The sequence below is a fragment of the Candidatus Eisenbacteria bacterium genome (assembly GCA_005893305.1).
Taxonomy (GTDB): Bacteria; Eisenbacteria; RBG-16-71-46; order SZUA-252; family SZUA-252; genus WS-9.
In genome coordinates this window covers 1-18184 of record VBOZ01000029.1, presented here as the reverse complement: position 1 = coordinate 18184, position 18184 = coordinate 1, and the positions used below count along the sequence as shown (strand labels likewise).

The 18184-nt window shown below is 68.0% G+C and carries 16 protein-coding genes and 1 tRNA gene; 4 read left to right on the top strand and 13 right to left on the bottom strand.

Annotated features, from left to right (window positions below):
- Nucleotides 1-149: 149 nt before the first annotated feature.
- Both E6K79_08770 and E6K79_08765 read right to left on the bottom strand, forming a co-directional pair.
- Nucleotides 150-1400 (bottom strand): hypothetical protein, encoded by a 1251-nt coding sequence (locus tag E6K79_08770; protein ID TMQ63733.1) that lies wholly within the window; start codon nt 1398-1400, stop codon nt 150-152.
- On the bottom strand, nt 1397-2710 hold the full coding sequence (locus E6K79_08765) for a thiol oxidoreductase (GenBank protein TMQ63732.1): 1314 nt from the start codon (nt 2708-2710) through the stop codon (nt 1397-1399). Before E6K79_08765 ends, E6K79_08770 begins: the two co-directional genes overlap by 4 nt.
- A 168-nt stretch (nt 2711-2878) precedes the next feature.
- On the opposite strand from E6K79_08765, the gene E6K79_08760 reads away from it, so the two are divergent.
- Nucleotides 2879-3478 carry a hypothetical protein gene (locus E6K79_08760; GenBank protein ID TMQ63731.1) on the top strand — a complete coding sequence of 200 codons (600 nt, stop codon included), beginning with the start codon at nt 2879-2881 and terminating at the stop codon, nt 3476-3478.
- 67 nt (nt 3479-3545) lie between these two features.
- On the opposite strand, the gene E6K79_08755 is transcribed toward E6K79_08760, so the two are convergent.
- From E6K79_08755 to E6K79_08745, 3 genes are read right to left on the bottom strand one after another with little or no spacing between them, the layout of a single operon-like run.
- Nucleotides 3546-4724: an aminotransferase class V-fold PLP-dependent enzyme gene (locus tag E6K79_08755; GenBank protein ID TMQ63730.1), complete on the bottom strand. Its 1179-nt coding sequence runs from the start codon at nt 4722-4724 to the stop codon at nt 3546-3548.
- Between the two features lie 4 nt (nt 4725-4728).
- Nucleotides 4729-6750 carry a hypothetical protein gene (locus tag E6K79_08750; protein ID TMQ63729.1) on the bottom strand — a complete coding sequence of 674 codons (2022 nt, stop codon included), beginning with the start codon at nt 6748-6750 and terminating at the stop codon, nt 4729-4731.
- On the bottom strand, nt 6750-7991 hold the full coding sequence (locus tag E6K79_08745; GenBank protein ID TMQ63901.1) for an FAD-dependent oxidoreductase: 1242 nt from the start codon (nt 7989-7991) through the stop codon (nt 6750-6752). The genes E6K79_08750 and E6K79_08745 overlap by 1 nt, the downstream gene beginning before the upstream one ends.
- Nucleotides 7992-8041: 50 nt before the next feature.
- Here E6K79_08745 and E6K79_08740 point away from each other — a divergent pair, with 50 nt between their 5' ends.
- The 3 genes from E6K79_08740 to E6K79_08730 are packed head-to-tail and all read left to right on the top strand — an operon-like array spanning nt 8042 to nt 10483.
- A complete protein-coding gene (locus E6K79_08740) occupies nt 8042-9859 on the top strand; it encodes an amidase (protein ID TMQ63728.1) in 1818 nt (605 codons plus the stop codon).
- 11 nt (nt 9860-9870) lie between these two features.
- Nucleotides 9871-10056, top strand: coding sequence for a hypothetical protein (locus E6K79_08735; protein TMQ63727.1), 186 nt, complete (start codon nt 9871-9873; stop codon nt 10054-10056).
- A gap of 1 nt (nt 10057) precedes the next feature.
- Nucleotides 10058-10483: a hypothetical protein gene (locus tag E6K79_08730; GenBank protein ID TMQ63726.1), complete on the top strand. Its 426-nt coding sequence runs from the start codon at nt 10058-10060 to the stop codon at nt 10481-10483.
- 192 nt (nt 10484-10675) lie between these two features.
- Here the strand turns inward: E6K79_08730 and E6K79_08725 are convergent, their stop codons facing one another.
- From E6K79_08725 to E6K79_08690, 8 genes are all read right to left on the bottom strand, one after another.
- On the bottom strand, nt 10676-10984 hold the full coding sequence (locus E6K79_08725; protein ID TMQ63725.1) for a hypothetical protein: 309 nt from the start codon (nt 10982-10984) through the stop codon (nt 10676-10678).
- A 125-nt stretch (nt 10985-11109) separates the two neighbouring features.
- Nucleotides 11110-11186: transfer RNA gene (locus E6K79_08720), tRNA-Gly, on the bottom strand.
- Between the two features lie 86 nt (nt 11187-11272).
- On the bottom strand, nt 11273-12856 hold the full coding sequence (locus E6K79_08715; protein TMQ63724.1) for a glycogen synthase: 1584 nt from the start codon (nt 12854-12856) through the stop codon (nt 11273-11275).
- Nucleotides 12857-12901: 45 nt separating this feature from the next.
- The gene (locus tag E6K79_08710) at nt 12902-13555 is read right to left on the bottom strand and encodes a hypothetical protein (protein TMQ63723.1); all 654 of its coding nucleotides are present in this window, start codon (nt 13553-13555) and stop codon (nt 12902-12904) included.
- On the bottom strand, nt 13536-14606 hold the full coding sequence (locus E6K79_08705) for a mannose-1-phosphate guanylyltransferase (protein ID TMQ63722.1): 1071 nt from the start codon (nt 14604-14606) through the stop codon (nt 13536-13538). Before E6K79_08705 ends, E6K79_08710 begins: the two co-directional genes overlap by 20 nt.
- A gap of 59 nt (nt 14607-14665) precedes the next feature.
- Nucleotides 14666-15292, bottom strand: a complete 627-nt coding sequence (locus tag E6K79_08700; GenBank protein ID TMQ63721.1) for a sugar transferase — start codon at nt 15290-15292, stop codon at nt 14666-14668.
- 30 nt (nt 15293-15322) lie between these two features.
- Nucleotides 15323-16963, bottom strand: coding sequence for a T9SS type A sorting domain-containing protein (locus E6K79_08695; GenBank protein ID TMQ63720.1), 1641 nt, complete (start codon nt 16961-16963; stop codon nt 15323-15325).
- A gap of 266 nt (nt 16964-17229) precedes the next feature.
- Nucleotides 17230-18184 (bottom strand): T9SS type A sorting domain-containing protein (locus E6K79_08690; GenBank protein TMQ63719.1); only part of this gene is annotated, 955 nt, incomplete at its 5' end.

The following is an 18184-nucleotide window of genomic DNA, read 5'->3' as shown; positions in this document are numbered from 1 at the left end:
GCTGGTGGATACCGTCAGTCGCCGTCGGGGGTCCGTTGGTTGGAGGGATAACGGAGGAACGTCATAGTTTCACACACAATTGCAACAATCATGACGCACCGGTGGCTCCGGTTCAAGCGTCGGGCCGCGGGAGGAGGGAGCGGGGGGTGCTAGAAGTACGCGGCGGTCGTTACCGTGATCCCCGCCTTGGGCGTCTTGTTGTTGAAGCGGTCCCGGGCGATCTCGTAGTACCAGCCGAGCCGGATGACGCCGAGCGGGACTTGACGGAAGTTCAAGCTCGTGGAGAGGCGGCTCCTCGAGTCTCCGGGCAATGAAGGGTCGAGATCGACCGCGTCGAGGCGCAGTCCACCGGAGAGCCTCGAATGGGTCCACCCGCCGAAAATCGGCTCCCGGAGCGTTCGCGTCAGCTCCACGGAGGCGCCGTACTGCTGCTGCGCGTAGAGGGCCTCGAGGCCGGGCGGCACGTCGATCAACGCCACGACCGCCTCGCCGAAGAGATCGAACCCGGCGAACCCGGATGTGGCGTCGGCGACCAGAACGTGGAGGTACCGCGCGCGGTCGACGGTCACGCCGCCCAAGACCGTCTTGTTGTATTGGCCGCTCTGCGCCGCGAGGCCGATTTCCGACGTGCGCGACGGGCGGGCGGCCACGCGGACGGAGAGCGCCGGAATGCCGTTATTGTCCCCGTAATTGTTCCGGCCCTTCGGAACCCGGGTGCCGCCGACGGCGTCCATGATGAGGCCGTCGTCGTACCCGGTCACAACGGCGACTTCGTACGAGAGAGGCCAACCGGAGAACGTTCCGCCAACCGCGCGAAGGCCGATGCCCATCTGTGCGTTGGGCACGCCGACCAGCTGGGTCGCGGGCAGCGAGCGCTCGGCGAACTCATACGCGGGACCGTCGTGCTGGAGGTTGGTGCGCCCCAGGGGGACGAGGAAGACGCCGGCGTGGAGCTGCATCGATCGCTTGAGGCGATACCGAAGCTCGGCCTGCTCGAGAGAGAAATCGTCCGTGCCCTGATCCCAGGCTCCCTCGGCCAGGATCTCGACCCGGGGATGAAGCCGCGCGGTCGCGAAGCCGCCGATCCGACCGACCGAGAACCACTCCGGATCGGTGACGCCGCGAACCCGGTCCTCGGCGAAGCGAAGCTCGCCGTACGCCCCGAAGGCGATCCGATCCAGGCTGCCGTGGTAAGGACCCTCGTGAAGAGGCCAGGGCGAAGGCTCCTCCCGCGGCGGCGCTGCCGTGCGAATCGGTGACGCCATGCGGACGGGCTGCGTCGCGCCGCTCGCGCCCGCCGTCGCGCCGCTCACGTCCGCCGTCGCCCCGCTCGCGCCCGCCGCGAGCAGCGCCAGAAGCGTCGCGGCTCCCGCGGCCGCGATCGACACGCGCGCGCTCATCGGGACTCCACGAAATCGAGAACCGCCGCGCGGTCCGCCGGCGGCATGGCGAGGAACGCGTCGCGCGCCGAGGCGGCTTCCCCGCCATGAAGGCGGATCGCCTCGTCCACGCTGTGGGCGCGCCCGTCGTGGAGGAGGAAGAGCTGGCCGTTCAGGAACTCCCGCGCGATGCGCAGACCCCAGAGGGGGGCCGTCCGCCATTCCTGGCCGTCGGCGTCGCCGTCAGGGCGATTGTCCGCGAGCCCGGGACCCAGGTCGTGGAGCAGTAGGTCGGAGTAGAGCGTGACGTCTCGATTCGAGAGCGCCTCGATCTCGTGCGCTCCGGTCCGCATCGTCGGGATGTGGCAGGCCGAGCACCGCGCCGACGCGAAGAGCGTCTGCCCACGGCGGCGCTGGTCCGTCCACTCGCCGGGGGTCGGGGGCGCGAGCATGCGCATGTACTGCTCGACGTCGTTGACCTGCCCTCCGTTCACTTCGGGATCGGGAGCGCGGTCGGGATCCGGGAGCCCCGCCGGCGCGAGCGGGTTCACGTTCTCGTCGGGCAGAGCCGGAGACGTGACGCCCATGTCCTGGTGGTACGCCGTGACCGTCTGCTGGAAGAGGGACGTGACCGCCGCCTTGCGCCCGAACCGGCCGACCCGGAGGCCCGGTCCGGCGCCCGGCTCGGAGGCCGGGACGTAGGAAGGCGGAGTGACCATGTTGGCGCGACCCGAGATTCCGTCGGCATCCGCGTCGCCGGGGTCGGCGTGCGAGAGGATCACGGAATCGGTCAGCGCCTCGATCAGGCCCACGCCGAACACCGCGGGCGGCATGCGCCGCGATACGTCGACGCCGGCCGGCAGGTGCTCGGCGACCGCGCCAGGAATCGCTTTGTCCTGAATCTGTGGCCCGCCCTCCCCGATCACCAGATCCGTCCCACGGCTGAACCGGACGAGGATGTTCCCGGGGATGCCACGGCCGTCACCGCTGTGGCACGACGCGCAGGAGACGTTGTTGAAGATCGGGCCCAGCCCTTCGGCGATGGTGAACGCGCGCCGGAACTGGACCTGCCCATCCTGGAAATCGCCAAGCTCCCCGTTGTCCAGTCCCTGGATCGGCTGATCGAATCGCTCACCCAGCGCCGGCGGCGACGTCAGCAGCTTGTCGCAGCCCACGCCGACGATCGCGAGAACGCAAATCGCAATGGCGGCGAGGTCGCACCCTCTCTGTCCCCGACCGCCGCCCGAGACGCGCCTCTGGCCCCGCCCTCCCTCTCGGCCGCGGAATGGGGCCGCAATCAATGTGTCGTGAAAGGAATACGACGTCGGCATTACACCCCCCTCGAGCAATGCGGAGAAACCCGAGCGTCAGCGTCGCAAGAGGTGGGCCAATATCGCGGGCCCGGATTTTGCTCCATCCTGCCCGGCGGGGGATGCCGCGCCATTCCCGGCCGCGGCTCGATCCATCCAAACAGACACAACGAGGAAGGAGCGATACCCATGAAAGCGCTGGCGCAGGCTTTGAGGCTCGCGGTGCCGATCGTGATGGCGCTGCTCGCGGTTCCGCTTTCGGCGGCTGGCAGTCCGCCCTCGGCGACGGGCAATCAACTCTCCGAGGGCTCGGTGGAGTTCTCGCCGTCGGTGTCCTTCAGCCATCAGAACTTTAAGCGCGAGGGCTACGGGAACGTCGAGACGTCGACGAGGCTCGACATCGCGCCGACGGTGGGATTCTGCGTCTCGAGGCACTACGAGGTGACGGGAGCCCTCTTGACGCGGCACCAGTCGGTGAATGGAAACAGCGACACGGCGCTCGGCGCCTCGGCCGGGCTCACGTACAACTTCAATTCGGCCGGCAACGTGATCCCGTACGCGAACGTCGGATTCGGCGCGCTCTTCTACGGCGGATTCGCGCTCGACCAAACCGCGGTGCTTGCTCCGATGGTCACGGGCGGCATCCGGGTTCTGGTCGGATCGACCGCCTCGGTGAACATGAGCTTGGGGTACCAGCACGAGAGCAACGCGGACGGGGAATTCAACGCGAGCGCGAACCGGGTGCTGGCGGGCGTGGGCCTCTCGGTTTTCCCCTGGCATACGAAATAGTACAGAGCGAGCGGTTTCGGACGCGCGGGGAGCGGATCGCTCCCCCGCCCGGCCGGGCGTGGGGCGGCTAGCGAGCCTCGACGGCGGCGGCCAGCCGCTCGATGTCCCTCACGTCGTTGTAAACCTGCGCGGACACCCGCACCCAGAGGCGATCGCGCCAGGCGTGTAGCTGGATCTCGATCCGGTCCTCGAAGAGGAGCGCGTCCCTGAGGCGCGCGGCGTCCTCCGGCGTCGAGCCCATGCGATCCGGAAGCTGGACCGTCGCCATGGTGCCGACCATCTGCTCCTCCATCCCCAGCTTCGTTCCCCACCGGCGGCTCAGGTGCCGCGCCGATTCCCACGCCAGGCCGTGGTTGTACGCGCGCACCGCCTCGACGCCCAGGCTCCGGAAGAACGCGATCGCCTCGGGAGCCGCGAGAAACGGCGACGGATCGCGCGTCCCCGTCAGATCGAATTCGGCGCTCAACCCTTGACCCAGTCCCCACGAGATCACGGTCGGATGGAGCCCCTCGCGCCGTTCCGGGGCGACCCACAGAAATCCCGACGCGCGGGGCGTGAAGGCCCACTTGTGGAGGTTGGCCGAGTACCAGTCGACCCCGAGTGAGGAAACGTCGAGCGGCAGAGCGCCGGGCGCGTGCGCGCCGTCCACGAGGACCCGAACTCCCTTCGCGCGGCAGCCCGACGCGATCTCCCGCACCGGGAGCACGAGCGCGCTCTCCGACGTGACGTGCTCGACGATGAGGACCCGCGTCCGTGGACCGATCGCGGCGAGGACGGCCGCAACGACGGCGTCAGGGCCCGGGACCGGGTAGGGCAGCTCGATCGATCGGACCCGCGCGCCACGCGGTCGGGTGACGAACGCGGCGATCTTCGCGACCGCGCCGTAGACGTGGTCGGTGATCAACACCTCGTCGCCTTCACGCAGATCAAGCGAGCGGAGCACCGCGTTGACCCCGGTCGTCGCGTTCTCCACGAACATGAAGTCCTCGCCCTTCGCGCCCACGAAGGGCGCCACCTCGGCCGCGGCCGCCCGGAGCAGAGGCGGCTCGCTCCGGGGCATCCCAACGGGCGCGACGCCCGTCAGCTCCCGAAGGAGAAATTGCGAGGGCCGACGCTCGATCTCGTCGCGGATGGCCTGCTGCTTCGCGAGCACGCGCCTGGGCGTCGCGCCCACCGTGCCGTGATTCAGGTAGATGACGTCGGGATCCAGGAGCCATTGATCGAGCATCGCGCGGCCGAAGGTCATCGGGTCACCAGAGGGAATCCGCGACCACGGGGACCGTCACGCGCTTCGACTCCGCCCCCTGCCGCAGCCAGCGGAGGAGCGCCTCCGCCTCCCAATCCCCCGGCGTCATCGCGAGCAGGCGGTGGGCGAAGCGGATCGTCGCCTCCCGCCGGCCGGTCAACGCGACCTTTCTCATCACGCCGCGCACGGCCGCAGTGTCCGCGGGTGCGAGGCCCAGCGCGGCGAGAACGGGAGCGTCGATGTCCCTCCGCGCCGGGTTCGAAAGGAACATCCCCGCCACGTCGAGGGCATCCTCTCGATCGAGCGGTGGGGTGGCTCGGAGGAGCTTCGCCGCCTCGGCCTCTCTTCCATCCGCGAGGAGAAGGGCCGCGGCGAGCCGGCGGTGAACCGCCGCCACGAGCGGATCGGGAGCGGGCATCCGGAGAAGAATCTCCACGGCGCGGTCGGTGTGCCCCGACGCGGCGAGCCCCTGGGCGTACGCGCGCAGTGTGGCGCCGTACTCGTACGAGCTGGAATCGGCGAGGGCAGGCCGCGTCTCGAGCGTCCTGGGATCGATCTCATGGACGCTCATGTCCGGCGCAACCCAGGCCAGCCGCTCCTCGGGCGGATCCGGACGGCGCCACTCCGGGTGCATCGTGTCGACGGAGTGGTTCCGGTACCAGATCCGGAGCACCTGGAATCGGAACAAGTGCATCGAGACGGCTTTGTCCTCCGGCGCGTAGACGGAGACGTAGACGTGAGCGGGCGAGTCGATCCGCGGGAAGCGCTTTCGGAATTCGGCCTCCGCACGACGGAGCCGCTCCATCGGAGGCCGCACGGTGCGCTCGGTCGGAACCCCCGGCCCGAGATCCATCCCCCGGCACCAGATCCCCAACGCGAGAAATCCCAGGGCGAGCGCGGCCGCCACAAGCGCCGGGAGGCGCGCGAGCCCGATCCCCAAAAGCATCGACGTACCGATCGCGGCCAGGGAGAGGTAGTAGGGCTGCCAGTAGCGCACGAGGAAGCTGACCAGCAGAAGCGGCGGGATCGCGAGGAATAGCGAAAGGGCGACGAGGCGCGGCGCCGGAGCGATCCCACCCTGCGCGGTTCCCCTGTCGAACGATCCGGCGCGAAAGCGCCACGTCGTCCAGAACCCGAACAGGACGACCGCGGCCGCGACGGCGAGCGTTGGGTTCCGCTCGCCGGGCCAGGGCGTGCCCGGCCCGCTGATCGGCAGGTTCCCGAGCGTGGCGAGGCCCTTGACGAGCGAGGCCCAGCGGTCTGCCCCGCTCCACGTCAAGTACGCCGCGCTCGGGCCCCCGCTCTCCATGCCGGTCGACAGGAGGAGCCGGATCCCGGGGTGAGCCGCGCCCCACGCTGCGACCAGCAGGCCGAATCCGATGAGGCTTGTACCGAGCTTGTAGGGCCGCTCGCCCACGACCCAGCGCGCGAGCGCGATCGCGGGAACGAACGCGACCGCGGTCTCCTTGGAGAGGAGCGCGCAGGCCATTCCAATCATCGCCACGACCGGCCGGTTCGAGAGCTGCGCTGCGAGAGCCGCCAGGACGAAGACGATGGCCAGGAGATCCTGGCTGCCGCTCGCCCAGCCGACAAGGATCGGGATGGCGCCCAGGGCGGCGAAGGAGGTCCCCGCGACGTACCCAGCGCGTGGGCCCGCGAGCTTTCTCGTGATGGAGCTCAAGAGGAGGATCGCCGCGACCAGGAGAATCGCGTTCGCCAAGTGGCCCCAGAGGGGCTGGTTCGGGTCGAGCAGGTAGAGGACGCGAAAGTAGATCTCGCGAGAGAGCGGCCGGTAAAAGAGCGTGCCCGGGTCCGGGGTCAGCTGGCTCAGCTGAAAGCTCTGCGCCCTCCCCAAAAAATCATAGTCATCGAAGAGGTACGTGAACGAGAACGTGGGCAGGACGAGGATCAACGCGAGGACCGCTGGCGCGATGAGCGCCCAGGGCGGTGCGGGTGGCCCCGGCGCGGCGCGGCCCGGCGCGGCGCGGCCCGGCGCCGCTGGGCGTCTCGCCAGGCGACGCGGCATCAGCGGTAACGGTCCGGGCGGAGCGCCGAGATGTCGATCGAGGGCGGCTCCCCCGAGAGCAGCTCGGCCATCAGCTTCCCGGTGATGGGGGCCATGCTCAGCCCCATCATGGCGTGCCCGGTCGCGACGGACAGGTTCTCGAACCGCTCGAAGCGCCCGACGTAGGGGAGCCCGTCCGGCGTGCAGGGACGGTGCCCGCACCAAGCGTTCGTGCCGTTGAAATTCTCGGGCTGGAACGCCGGGAGATGCCGCGAGAGTGAGCGCAGAATCCCCCGCACCCGCGGCGGGCTGATCCGGCCGTCGAACGCGCCCAGCTCCAGCGTGCCGCCGACGCGGAGCGCGCGGCCCATGGGCGTGAGAGCGACGCGGCTCTCTTGCAGCAGCACCGCGCGGCGCGGGCGCTCTGGTGGAGAGCTCAACGTCAGGCTGTAACCCTTCCCCGGCTGGAGCGGCGGCTTGAGCCCGAGGGAGCGGACCAGCCGGGACGACCACGACCCGGCAGCGACGAGGAATTCATCGGCCTCGATTTCTCCCCGCGACGTCACCGCGGCGCGCACGACGCGGCCGTGCCGCTTCCAATCGCGGAGCTCGGCGCCCCACTCGAACGTCCCGCCGCGCTCGCGTACAAGGCGCGAGAGCGCGGCGTGGAACCGCTCCGGCGTGACGTGGGAGTCGAGGCGATAGTAGACGCCCCCGATCGCGTTCAGCGTGAGTTCGGGCTCGAGTGCCGCCACGCCGGCCGGATCCATCACCTCGGCCGGCATCCCCAGCCGCCGCGCCCGCTCGGCGTGCCGCGCCTCCTCGCCAAAGGCACGCTCCGTCTGGAAGAGCGTCAGGAGTCCCCCCTGGACAAGCTCGAATTCGTTCTGGGTGCGCCCGGCGAGATCGACAAAGAGCGCCCGGCTCGCGAGGTTCAGATCGCGCAAGAGCGGGCCGGCCCCGTGGGCGCGTTTCGGAGTCGAAGCCCGCCAGAATCGCCAGCCGAAGGAGATCAGCCCGGGATCGAGACGGGGCGGGACGTAGAACGGGCTCTCGGGATTCCCCATCCAGCGGATCGCCTGACCCATGATCCCCGGAGCCGCAAGCGGCAGAAAATGACTGGGCGAGATATATCCCGCGTTGCCCAGGGAGCAGCAGTCATGGCCCTGGGCTCCCCGCTCGATCACGGTGACCCGATGGCCACGCTCGAGGAGGTAGTAGGCGCAGGAGAGCCCGATCACTCCCCCGCCGACGATCGCCACGCGCGTTCCGCTCACTACCCCCGGACCCCGGAATTGGTGCTCACGCCGCGATGATAATCGGGCGGGACGCGCGGGCGAAGCCCTTCTCGCCTCGCCCTAGCGGCCCCGGGGTCAAGGTGCTACGTTCCACGTCCCCACGCACCCAGAGGAGGTTGGAGCATGGACGTGCTGAGCAGAATGGACCGTCGTCGATTCGTTCGGCTACTCGCCGCTGGAGCGGCGGCCGCCGCGGCTGCCCCGCTCGGCGCGGCCCGCGCCGCGAAACCGCGCGCGGCGGTGCATCCCGACACGGGACCGGCGCATCGACCCCTCACCGCCGCCATCCGGAAGGAGCTCGAGGTACAGAAGAAGTCGGTCGCGGACATGGTGAAAGTGGTCCGCGCGTTCAAGCTCCCGGCCGGGAGCCCGCCCGCATCGATCTTCCATGCCGTCCGGGCCGTGAGGAGGGAACGGTGAGCGGGATCGGCGAGGACGTTCTCTATCTCTCGGCCACGGAGCTGGGCGAGCGGGTGCACTCGAGGCGTCTCTCCCCCGTCGAATTGACGGAGGCCTACCTCGACCGGATCCAACGATTCGGTCCCAAGCTCAACGCGTTCGCCACGGTGACGCCGGAGGTAGCCTTGACGCAGGCCCGCGAAGCCGAGCGGGAGATCGGAAGCGGCCGGATCCGCGGACCGCTCCACGGCGTGCCGTACGGCGCGAAGGATCTCCTCGCGACCGCGGGGATCCGGACGACCTGGGGCGCGACGCCGACCCGCGACCAGATGTTCGATCGGGACGCGACGGTGGTCCGGAAGCTCCGGGACGCGGGCGCCATCCTCCTCGGCAAGCTCGCGATGGTGGAGTTCGCGGGCTGCCTCGGATACCGGTACGCGGACGCTTCGCTCCAAGGGCCGGGGCGAAACCCGTGGAACCCCGACCGCTGGACGGGCGGATCCTCGAGCGGCTCCGGAGCCGCCGTATCGGCCGGCCTCACGGGCTTCGCGATCGGGACCGAGACGTGGGGCTCGATCCTCTGCCCCTCCGCGTTCTGTGGCGTCACGGGTCTCCGTCCCACGTACGGACGGGTGAGCCGCGCGGGCGGCATGGTCGGATCGTGGTCGCTCGACAAGATCGGGCCGATCGCGCGCTCGGCGTCCGACTGCCGGACGATTCTCCAGGCCATCGCGGGGGCCGACCCGGACGATCCCAGCGCGTCGACGGAGCCGGTGCGGCTCGGTCGGGAGAGGCCCGATTTCAGCCGCATCCGGGCCGCTCTGATCCCGATCGATTTCGCGAAAACGAAAGGCGCCGAGCCCGAGGTGAAGGATGCCTTCGACGGGGCGGTCCGCGACCTCGAGGCGATGGGCCTCCAAATCGAGGAAGCGGCCCTGCCGGAATTCCCGGCCAGCGAGGTGGCCACCACGATCCTCTACGCGGAAGCGCTCTCGACCTTCGAGAACTTTTTCAGCGACGGCTCGGTCTGGACGCTCCGCGATGCCTATGCCCCCTACCAGAACGACGTCACCCGCTCTCTGACCGGAGCCGACTACGTGAAGGCGTCGCGGATGCGGACGGAGCTCCAGCGACTGATGGCCGAGTTCTACGCAAAGTACGACGTGATCGTGACGCCGAACTTCCTCTCGGTCGCGCCGCGCGTCGACGAGGATCTCACCAAGACGCTTCCCTACGCCGATCCCGTCGGGGCTGTCGGGAACGCCTGCGGCCTTCCGGCGATCGCGCTCCCGTGCGGTTTCGGCAAAGGACACATGCCGGCAGGGTTTCAAATCATGGGGTCGCCGTTCGAGGAAGGACTCTTACTGGACCTCGGCGAGGCCTATCAGACGCGCACGAACCACCACCGCGAGCGACCACCGCTCGCCACGTAAGGAGACGGCACATGGCAAGAGATCACAGACGCTCGTGGCTCCAGAGGCGGCGCAAGCGCGCCAAGACGCTGAAACGGCTCCAGCAACGATACGAGAAGTCGCGCAGGGAGGAGCGGACCCTGCTCGTGGAGAAGCTCCGCCGCGTCGCTCCCTGGCTCACCGAGGAACACCTCCAGGCAAAGGCGCGCGCGAAGTGACGTGAGGCAGCCTCGCGGAATCGTCCTGCTCAGCCTCTTGATCCTCGCGTCGCTCTTCGTGGGGATCTCCTGCTGGGCGGCGATCGTTCCGCGCCTGATCGCCGGCACGGGGCCCAAGACATGGTTCGAGTGGCTCGCGGTCTTGGTTCTGAGCGGCCTTCCGATCAGCATCCCGCCCGCGTTGATCGGACTCTGGCAGCGCGCGGGATGGGCGCCTGGGACCGTCCTCGCGTGGGGGGCGCTGTTGGTCGGCGAGCTGGCGCTGACAATCGCCGCCGCGGGCTCCCTGGCCGGGCTGAGCGGCCCGGAGTGGTTCGTGCCGTGGACGGCGGTGGTGGGTGCCGCGTTTGCCCTGGGCGCTTTGGTTCGCTACGTCAGGAGGGTGTCGCGGTCAGGGAACGCCGGACCCGCCCAAGGACCTCGGTAGCTCTTGGCGGGCCGCCCAAGCCCCTGATTCCGCCCACCCCATGTCAGGGCCCGGATAGCAGGGATTGAACGCCTCTCGGGGCCGCGGCGGCCCACTGCACCCCCTCAGGAAGCGCCGCTCGGGCCAGATAAAGCAACGTCCCGTCGCGCGGAGCGCGGCGGGACGCCTTACGGCCGGACGGAGACGGCGCGTTTACTTCAGGTGCTTCGAGACGTGCTTCGTCATCTCGAACATGCTGACCTGGCGCTTGCCCCCGAATATGACGCGGAGCTTGTCGTCCGCGTTGATCATCGTGCGCTTGACCTTGTCCTGGAGCTTGTTCTTCTTGATGTACGCCCAGAGCTTCTTCGTGACCTCGGTCCGCGGCAGCGCCCTCGCGCCGATCACCTCAGAGAGGGCCTCGGACGGCATGAGCGGCTTCATGAATGCGGCGTTCGGCTTCCGCTTTTTGGAGGCGACTTTCCTCTTCGCGGGTTTGCGTGCGCGCTTCTTAGCTGGCATGCACCTCTCCTTTCGTGAGCGTCGTGCCGATCCCAGTTCGTCGGCACCGGGTTGAATTACTACCACGCGTGCTGGGAAGGAGCAAGAATCTAGAGGAGAAATCTGTGGGTGTCGGGAAAAAAAACTGGAGCGGAAGACGGGATTTGAACCCGCGACAACCACCTTGGCAAGGTGGGGCTCTACCGGGCTGAGCTACTTCCGCTCGCTCCGATGCGACCGCAGCGACGGCCATTCTAGCCCCGCGCCGGAGGGGCCGTCAAGAGAGCGGCGGCAATGCGCCGCGATCCGCTACCCGGGCGGCTCCCAGCCCCGCGACGGTTGTTGAGGGCCCGGGAACTCGCCCCGCTCGACCGTTTCGAGCCACCGATTGAAGCCCGATCCCATCCGCCGCGCGGAATTCGCCTGACGGTAGAGTTGGATGTATTTTCGCGCGGAGCTCGCCCATGAGAAATCGAGCGCCATTCCATTCCGCCTGGCGCGCAGCAGATTCGCCGGCTCGCCATAGAGGCGCACGGCCTCGCGCACCGCGGCGACGAGCGCGTCGCTCAAGTACGGGCCGAAGAGAATCCCCGTTCCCCCCGACCGATCGCCCGGACCGAAGGGCGTGACGGTGTCGGCGAGCCCGCCGGTCTCGCGGACCACGGGGATCGTCCCGTACCGCATGCTCATCATTTGATTGAGGCCGCTTGGCTCGTATCGGGAGGGCATGAGGAAGAAGTCGGCCCCCGCCTCGATCCGGTGCGCCAGCGGATCGTCGTACCCCGACCGATAGGCGAAGCGATCGGGATGCTCCTTCGCCGTCGCCCGAAGAAATCCCTCGTACCGCGCCGCGCCGCTTCCCAGCACGACCCAGCGCGCCGGGAGCGCGAGGAGCTGCCCCACCGCCGCCTCGATGAGATCGAAGCCCTTCTGGTCGACCAGCCGCGAGATCATCCCGACAAGCGGCTGGTCCGGCTTCGAGGGAAGTCCCGTCTCCTCGAGGAGCGCCGCCTTGCACGTGGCCTTCCCCTCGAGGGACTCCGCGTCGAACCGGGCGGCGATCGAGCGGTCGGTCCTCGGATTCCAGACGTTGACGTCGATGCCGTTCAAAATCCCCGTGAGATCCGCGCGCCGTGCGTTCAGGACGCCCTGGAGACCGAAGCCGAACTCCTCCCCCGACTGGATCTCCTCGGCGTAGCGCTCGCTGACCGTCGTCAGCCGGTCCGCGAATTGGATTCCCGCCTTGAGAAAATTCATGTTTCCCCAGAACTCGAAGGGCGAGAGGGGATAGAAGTATCGATCCGGGAAGCCGGCGATCGCCATCGTCTCCGGCGGATAGACGCCCTGGTACCCCAGGTTGTGGATGGAGAGAATGTTCGCGGTCATCTGGAAGAACGCGTCCTCGGCATAGAGGGTTTTCAGATAGGCGGGAACGAGCGCGGTCTGGTGGTCGTTCGCGTGGATCACGTCGGGGACGAAGGCGGTGGCCCGCATCGCCTCGAGGCACGCGCGTGAGAAGAAAACGAACCGCTCGGCGTTGTCGCGGAACGGCTCTCCGGTCGCGGGATCGTTGTAGATCCCCGGCCGGCCGAAATACGTTTCGTTCCCGATAAAGAAGTGATGGTAGTGCGGCGGGTGCGCGGGGTGCCGCAGACGGTAGATCAGGCCGGGCTGGTCGTCCGGGCCGACCCTCACGTCGATCTTCGCCACCAGCTCGAGCTCGCAGTCCGGCGGCAGCTGCATGTCGGCGTAGCGCGGGAGGAACACCGCGACGGAGCAGCCTAAGTCCGCGATGGCGCGGCTCAGAGCGCCGACGACGTCGCCCAGACCGCCAACCTTCGCGAAAGGTACCGACTCCGCGCTCAGGATCGCGGCGCGATAGCGCTGGGCCATCAGGCGGCGGTCAATTCGAAGTGACTTTAAGCAAGTTGCGTAACTTCATTTGGACGATGAAGTAGCAGACTCGGTATTCCACATACGAAATGCCCCTGGAAAGCCCCCACGAACCGCGCGCTCGCGGAGCGACTGCGCCAGCGCCTCGGTCGCGAATGCGCCGAGACGCACCTTGTAGAGCGAGTCCTCGAACTCGATCACGGACGGCTCTCCGAAGCGAAGCGAGGTCTCCTTCGCGATCCGATCCGCCTGCGTGAGGTCGGGCGACGCGAACACCTGCACGCGCCAGACCCCTCGCCGCTCGTCACCGCTTGCGGCGCCTCGTGGGTGCTCGGCGCGCGTGTCCGCGGCGTAGGGCGCCGCCGAACGTGCCTGCGCGATCTCCGAGTCGGCCGCGGCGATCTTCTCGATCGCGGCCGCTTTGTCCGGCGCTCCCCGAGCGGGCGCGGCCTCCCCCACGATCGGATCCGGAATCGAGGCGAGCTCACGGGGGGTGATTGCCTCGGTGGGATCAAGTGCGATGGACGACGGGATAGTGGCGCTCGCGGCGGGAGCGCGGGGGGCCACCCCGCCATACACTCCGGATCCTCTGGAGACCGGCGCGGGGCTCTGCGCGGTCGGCGGGGCGGCCGACGTGCGGGCACATCCCACGACCACGGCGAAGAGGACGGAGAAGAGCCTAGAGGAGCGCGTCGGCATCCTTCTCCTTCTTGATCCGTTCCACGAGTGCGCGCACCTCCTGTGCCCGGTCGCGAGGACAGACAAGCGTCACATCGCCGGTATGGACGATGACCAGATCCTTCACCCCGATGCCCGCGACGAGCCCGCCGTCCGAATACGCGATGACGCCGCTCGAGTCCTCGAGCAGAGCCCGTCCGTGGACGACGTTCCCGCGCGCGTCCTTGGCGCCCTGCGATTCCAGGGCCGCCCAGGAGCCCAGATCATCCCACGCGAAGCCCGCGCGCGCCACGACGGCGCGCCGCGTGCGCTCCATCACGGCGTAGTCGATCGAGATCCAAGGGGCCGCCGCGTAATACCGCTCCAGGGCGGCGTCGGTTCCGCGGCCGGGACGCTCGGGGAGATCCGAAAGCAGCGCCGCGATGTCGGGCGCATGAGTCCGGATCTCCTCGAGCATGACCTCGGGCGCGAACACGAAGATTCCCGCGTTCCAGAGGTGCCGCCCGTCCTCGACGTATCGAACCGCCGTTTCCGCGTCGGGCTTCTCGCGGAAGGCGACCACTCCGCGGAACTCGGACCCCGCCGCGACAGGATCTCCCGCCTCGATGTATCCGTAGCCCGTGTCCGGGCGGGTCGGCGGGATGCCAAGCACCACGATCGCGCGGCGCTCGAGCGCGACCCTCCCCGCCGCGGCCAGGTCCTCGCGAAACCGCGACGCGGGCTCGACCCGATGATCGGACGGCAGAATCACTGCCACAGCATCGGCACCCATGCCGCGGAGCCACCAGGCCGCGAGCGCGACGGCCGGGGCCGTGTTTTTCCCCACCGGCTCCCCGATGACCCGCTCGCGCGGCACCGACGGCACGGCGACGCGGACCGCGGTGCGAAGTTCGCGGGAGGTGATGATCCACGCATCCTTCGGGCTCGCGAGGCCGCGCAGCCGCTCGAGCGTATCGGCGACCATCGGCCGATCCGACAGGAGCGGGAGGAGCTGCTTCGGGCGGGCGCGGCGCGAGAGAGGCCAGAAGCGCTCTCCCCTTCCCCCCGCGAGGATCACTGGGTGGAAGCGCATGGGCTACAACCGGTACCACACGGCGCGCGGGGCGGCAACGGGAACCTCGGCCGCCGCGATCAGTAGGCGCCTCGCGCGGAGAGCACCGCCGGGATCGTCAGGGCGAGAATTCGAAGATCGAGAGCGAGAGAGCACCGATCCACGTACTCGATGTCGAGGCGCATCCACTCCTCGAACGGGAGGTCGCTCCGTCCCTGAATCTGCCAGAGGCAGGTGAGGCCCGGGCGCACCGAGAGGCGCTTCAGCATCCACGGCTCGTACTTCTCCACCTCTTCGGGAAAAGGGGGGCGCGGACCGACAAGGCTCATGTGTCCTTCGAGGACGTGCCAGAGCTGAGGGAGCTCGTCGAGGCTGGTCTTACGGAGAAAGCGGCCGACCCGCGTGACCCGAGGATCGTTGTGCAGCTTGAAGGCAGCTCCCTGCGCCTGGTTCAGATGAAGCAGGAGACCCCGGAGCTCCTCGGCGCCGATCTGCATGGAGCGGAGCTTGAGGAACGTGAATTTTTTCCCGCCACGGCCGACGCGGGTGGCGCGGTGGAATACCGGCCCCTCCGAATCCAATCGAATCGCGGCGGCCGCGAGCGCGATCACGGGGAGGGCGAAGAGGAGCGCGATCGATGCGAGAAGGAGGTCGAGGACTCGCTTGCCGCCGTCCCGATAGAGATCCACCCGCGCAATGTACCACAGCGGATTTGGACCCTCGTCGACGGTGGCCGACTACTTCATCATGATGATTCGCGCGGATCCGCGGCTATGGCTGCCCGCGTTCTCCACGCTGACGAAATAGACTCCGGAGGAGAGATCGCGACCGTCTTCGGTCTTGCCGTTCCAACGAACCCGATAGACGCCCGCCGACATGCTGCTGTTCGCGAGCGTCGCCAAGGCCTTCCCTTGTAGGTCGAAGATCCGCACCGTGGTCGCTCCCGCCTTGGGCACCGAGAACTCGATCGTCGTGGCCGGGTTGAACGGGTTCGGATAGACCCTCTGGATCGACGCGCGGGTGCTCACCGGGACCCCGTCTACCGGTTCCACCCCGGTGATCGTGTAAATCGAGTAGACCCCGATATTGTCGAAGTAAATTCCTTCGGTCCGGTTCCCCAATCGAAGAATGCTCGCGTCTATGTCGGTCGGCTTCTCATCGCGGATGCGGAATCCGAGGCGGACGAATCGGGTCCCCGGCTGGACACCCGTCCGCGGCGTGTTGTAGGGGTTGAATTCGATGTAGCTCCCCTCCACGCACTGCGCGACTGTCCCCGTGAACGTGATCGGATAGAGCGCATTGTGCCACGGCGTCCACGTAGCGCCGTCATTCGAGCCTTGGATCCAGAGGGACCAGACCACGTTGTTTTCAGAGGGAAGGTTGATCCAGTTGTCGAACTGCAATCGCAACGACGTGTTCGCGCCCACAAAGATCCCGGTGATGTCGACGGGAGGCGACGTGAGCATCGCATCCACGAAATCCGGCACCTGGCCGAACCCGAACCCTTGGAATGGAACCCATACGTTCGTGCTGAGGAAGAAGCAGGACGCCGGCACCGAAGTCCCGGGCGAATTTTCAATGTGCCACATCGGCCCGGGGTCGGGCGAGCTGGCGACCCAGTTCGAGCCGCCGGCCTCCATGTCGTCGAAGAACTTCACGGCGCCGCCGGTGGCCGTGATCTTCACGTCGTCGATCGACCAGCCGGTGAAGGTATTGTTGGAGTCGGCCCGGGAGTAGCTGAAATCCGAACCGAACAGGAACATGAGCTGAATCGGCTGTTGTCTCGTCGTCCAGGTATCCGGGATCGGGAGCGACGCGTTGATGCAGCTTGTGCCGAGAAATCCCGAGTACTGGGCGAGTGTGTCCCAGGTCGAGGCCGTCGAGCCGTCATGGATCAGAACCCAGGCGAAATCGTACCCGTCCTCCGTCATGCAGCGGTGCTTGAATGTCAGGACGTTTCCGGACGAGCTGGCGAGATTGATCGGGGTGGCAGTTTTCAGTGTCTGCACCCAATTGTTGTCGTAGCCGTCCCCGTACGTGAGCCCCGTCACGCCGCACCACCACGCGTTCCCGACGCACGATTCGATTCCCGTGACCCGATGCCACGCGTTGGGTTGGCCCAGGCGATAATCGATGGAACCCCAACCGGCGTTGCTCCCCTCGAGGTCCGTGAAGTAGGCCTTGTGCTTGATCGTCGTCTCGGAGACTGCCGGGGTCTGCGAGGGCCGCGGGCCCACGGAGAAGACGTCGTACATGTCCCTCCTGTCCGTCTTCCCCCCCGCCAATGCGGGGGAAGCGACGACGAGGGCGACGAGAGCTGTCAGGAGCAGAGCGGAGGCGAAGCGGCGTGACGCGGACACCGAATTGGGACGGAACACCGGGGGAACCTCGCTTGGTTGTAGACCCTGAGGTTGCGTGAGGACTCGGATGGAGCGCGCCTCGGCCTCTATACGGAAATGAATCGAGGCGAGATCCTGGCGGCCAGTGTGGCCGACACGCCCCCGCCTCGAAGACAACGCCCGCTTCGCGGTACGCGCCTGCGAACTGGGAAGATTATAGCACTTTCAGTTGCGAGGGTCAACGGGCATTGTCCTGGGCCAAATTGTGCGTCCTCCGCGACCGCCAAGAAGCCCTGCAAACCGCGCTACTTCAGGAGGCTGACGGCTCGTGAGACGTACGTCCCGCCGCCCTGGAGCCTCATGTAGTAGGTCCCTGACGCTAGGGGATGGCCCCGGTCGTCCCGACCGTCCCACTCCACCGTCCGCGGGCCGGCCGCCAAATACGAGTCCACAAGCGTCCGCACAAGGCGCCCGTGGACGTCGAAGACCCGCAGCGTCGCCTGAGCGTCCCGTTCCAGCCGGAACACGATCTTCGTCGCCGGATTGAACGGGTTCGGGTAATTGCGCAGGAGCCGGGCCAGCGGCGGAGCCGATTCCGTCTCCACCCCCGTCACGAAGCCGGTCCCCACCTTGTAAAAAACCTCTCGATTCTTGCCCGAGGATGCCGGGAGGCGGTGATCCGTCCAGGCCACATAGGTCGTCGCCTGGCCGTCGTGGGCAATCGCCGGGAACTGCTGCACCGAATTGGTCGTGTCGCTCGCGGACGAAACGAGCGCCACCTCCGCCTGCCACGCAGCGCCCTTCCGCTCCTTGTAGAAAATATCCGGATTCGCAGCCCCGTTTCGCTGGTCCGTCCATACGACATAGACGTTGCTCTGAGGGTCGGCATCCACGTTCGGCTCGCTTTGCGTCGCCGCGTTCACCGTCAGCCGCGTATCCGCTGCGTCCCACCCCGTGCCCGGACGATACTCCTTGTAGTAGATCTCGTTGTCCCCGTCCCGGCTGTCCCGCCATACCAAATGCAGATGACCCTCGTAGTCCGACGTCAACGACGGCTGCGCCGCCGCGGCCGTGCTGAACACCAGCAGCTCGTCCGGCGTCCACCCGCTCCCCGGAACGAAACGCTTCGTCCAGATCTGCTGCGACGCTGTCCGCGTATCCACCCACGCCACGTGCACCACCCCATCGCGGGTCGCCGCGATCGAGGCCGACCCCGAGAACGCGGGGTCGTTCGTCAGCTGCTGCGCCGGCCCCATCGTC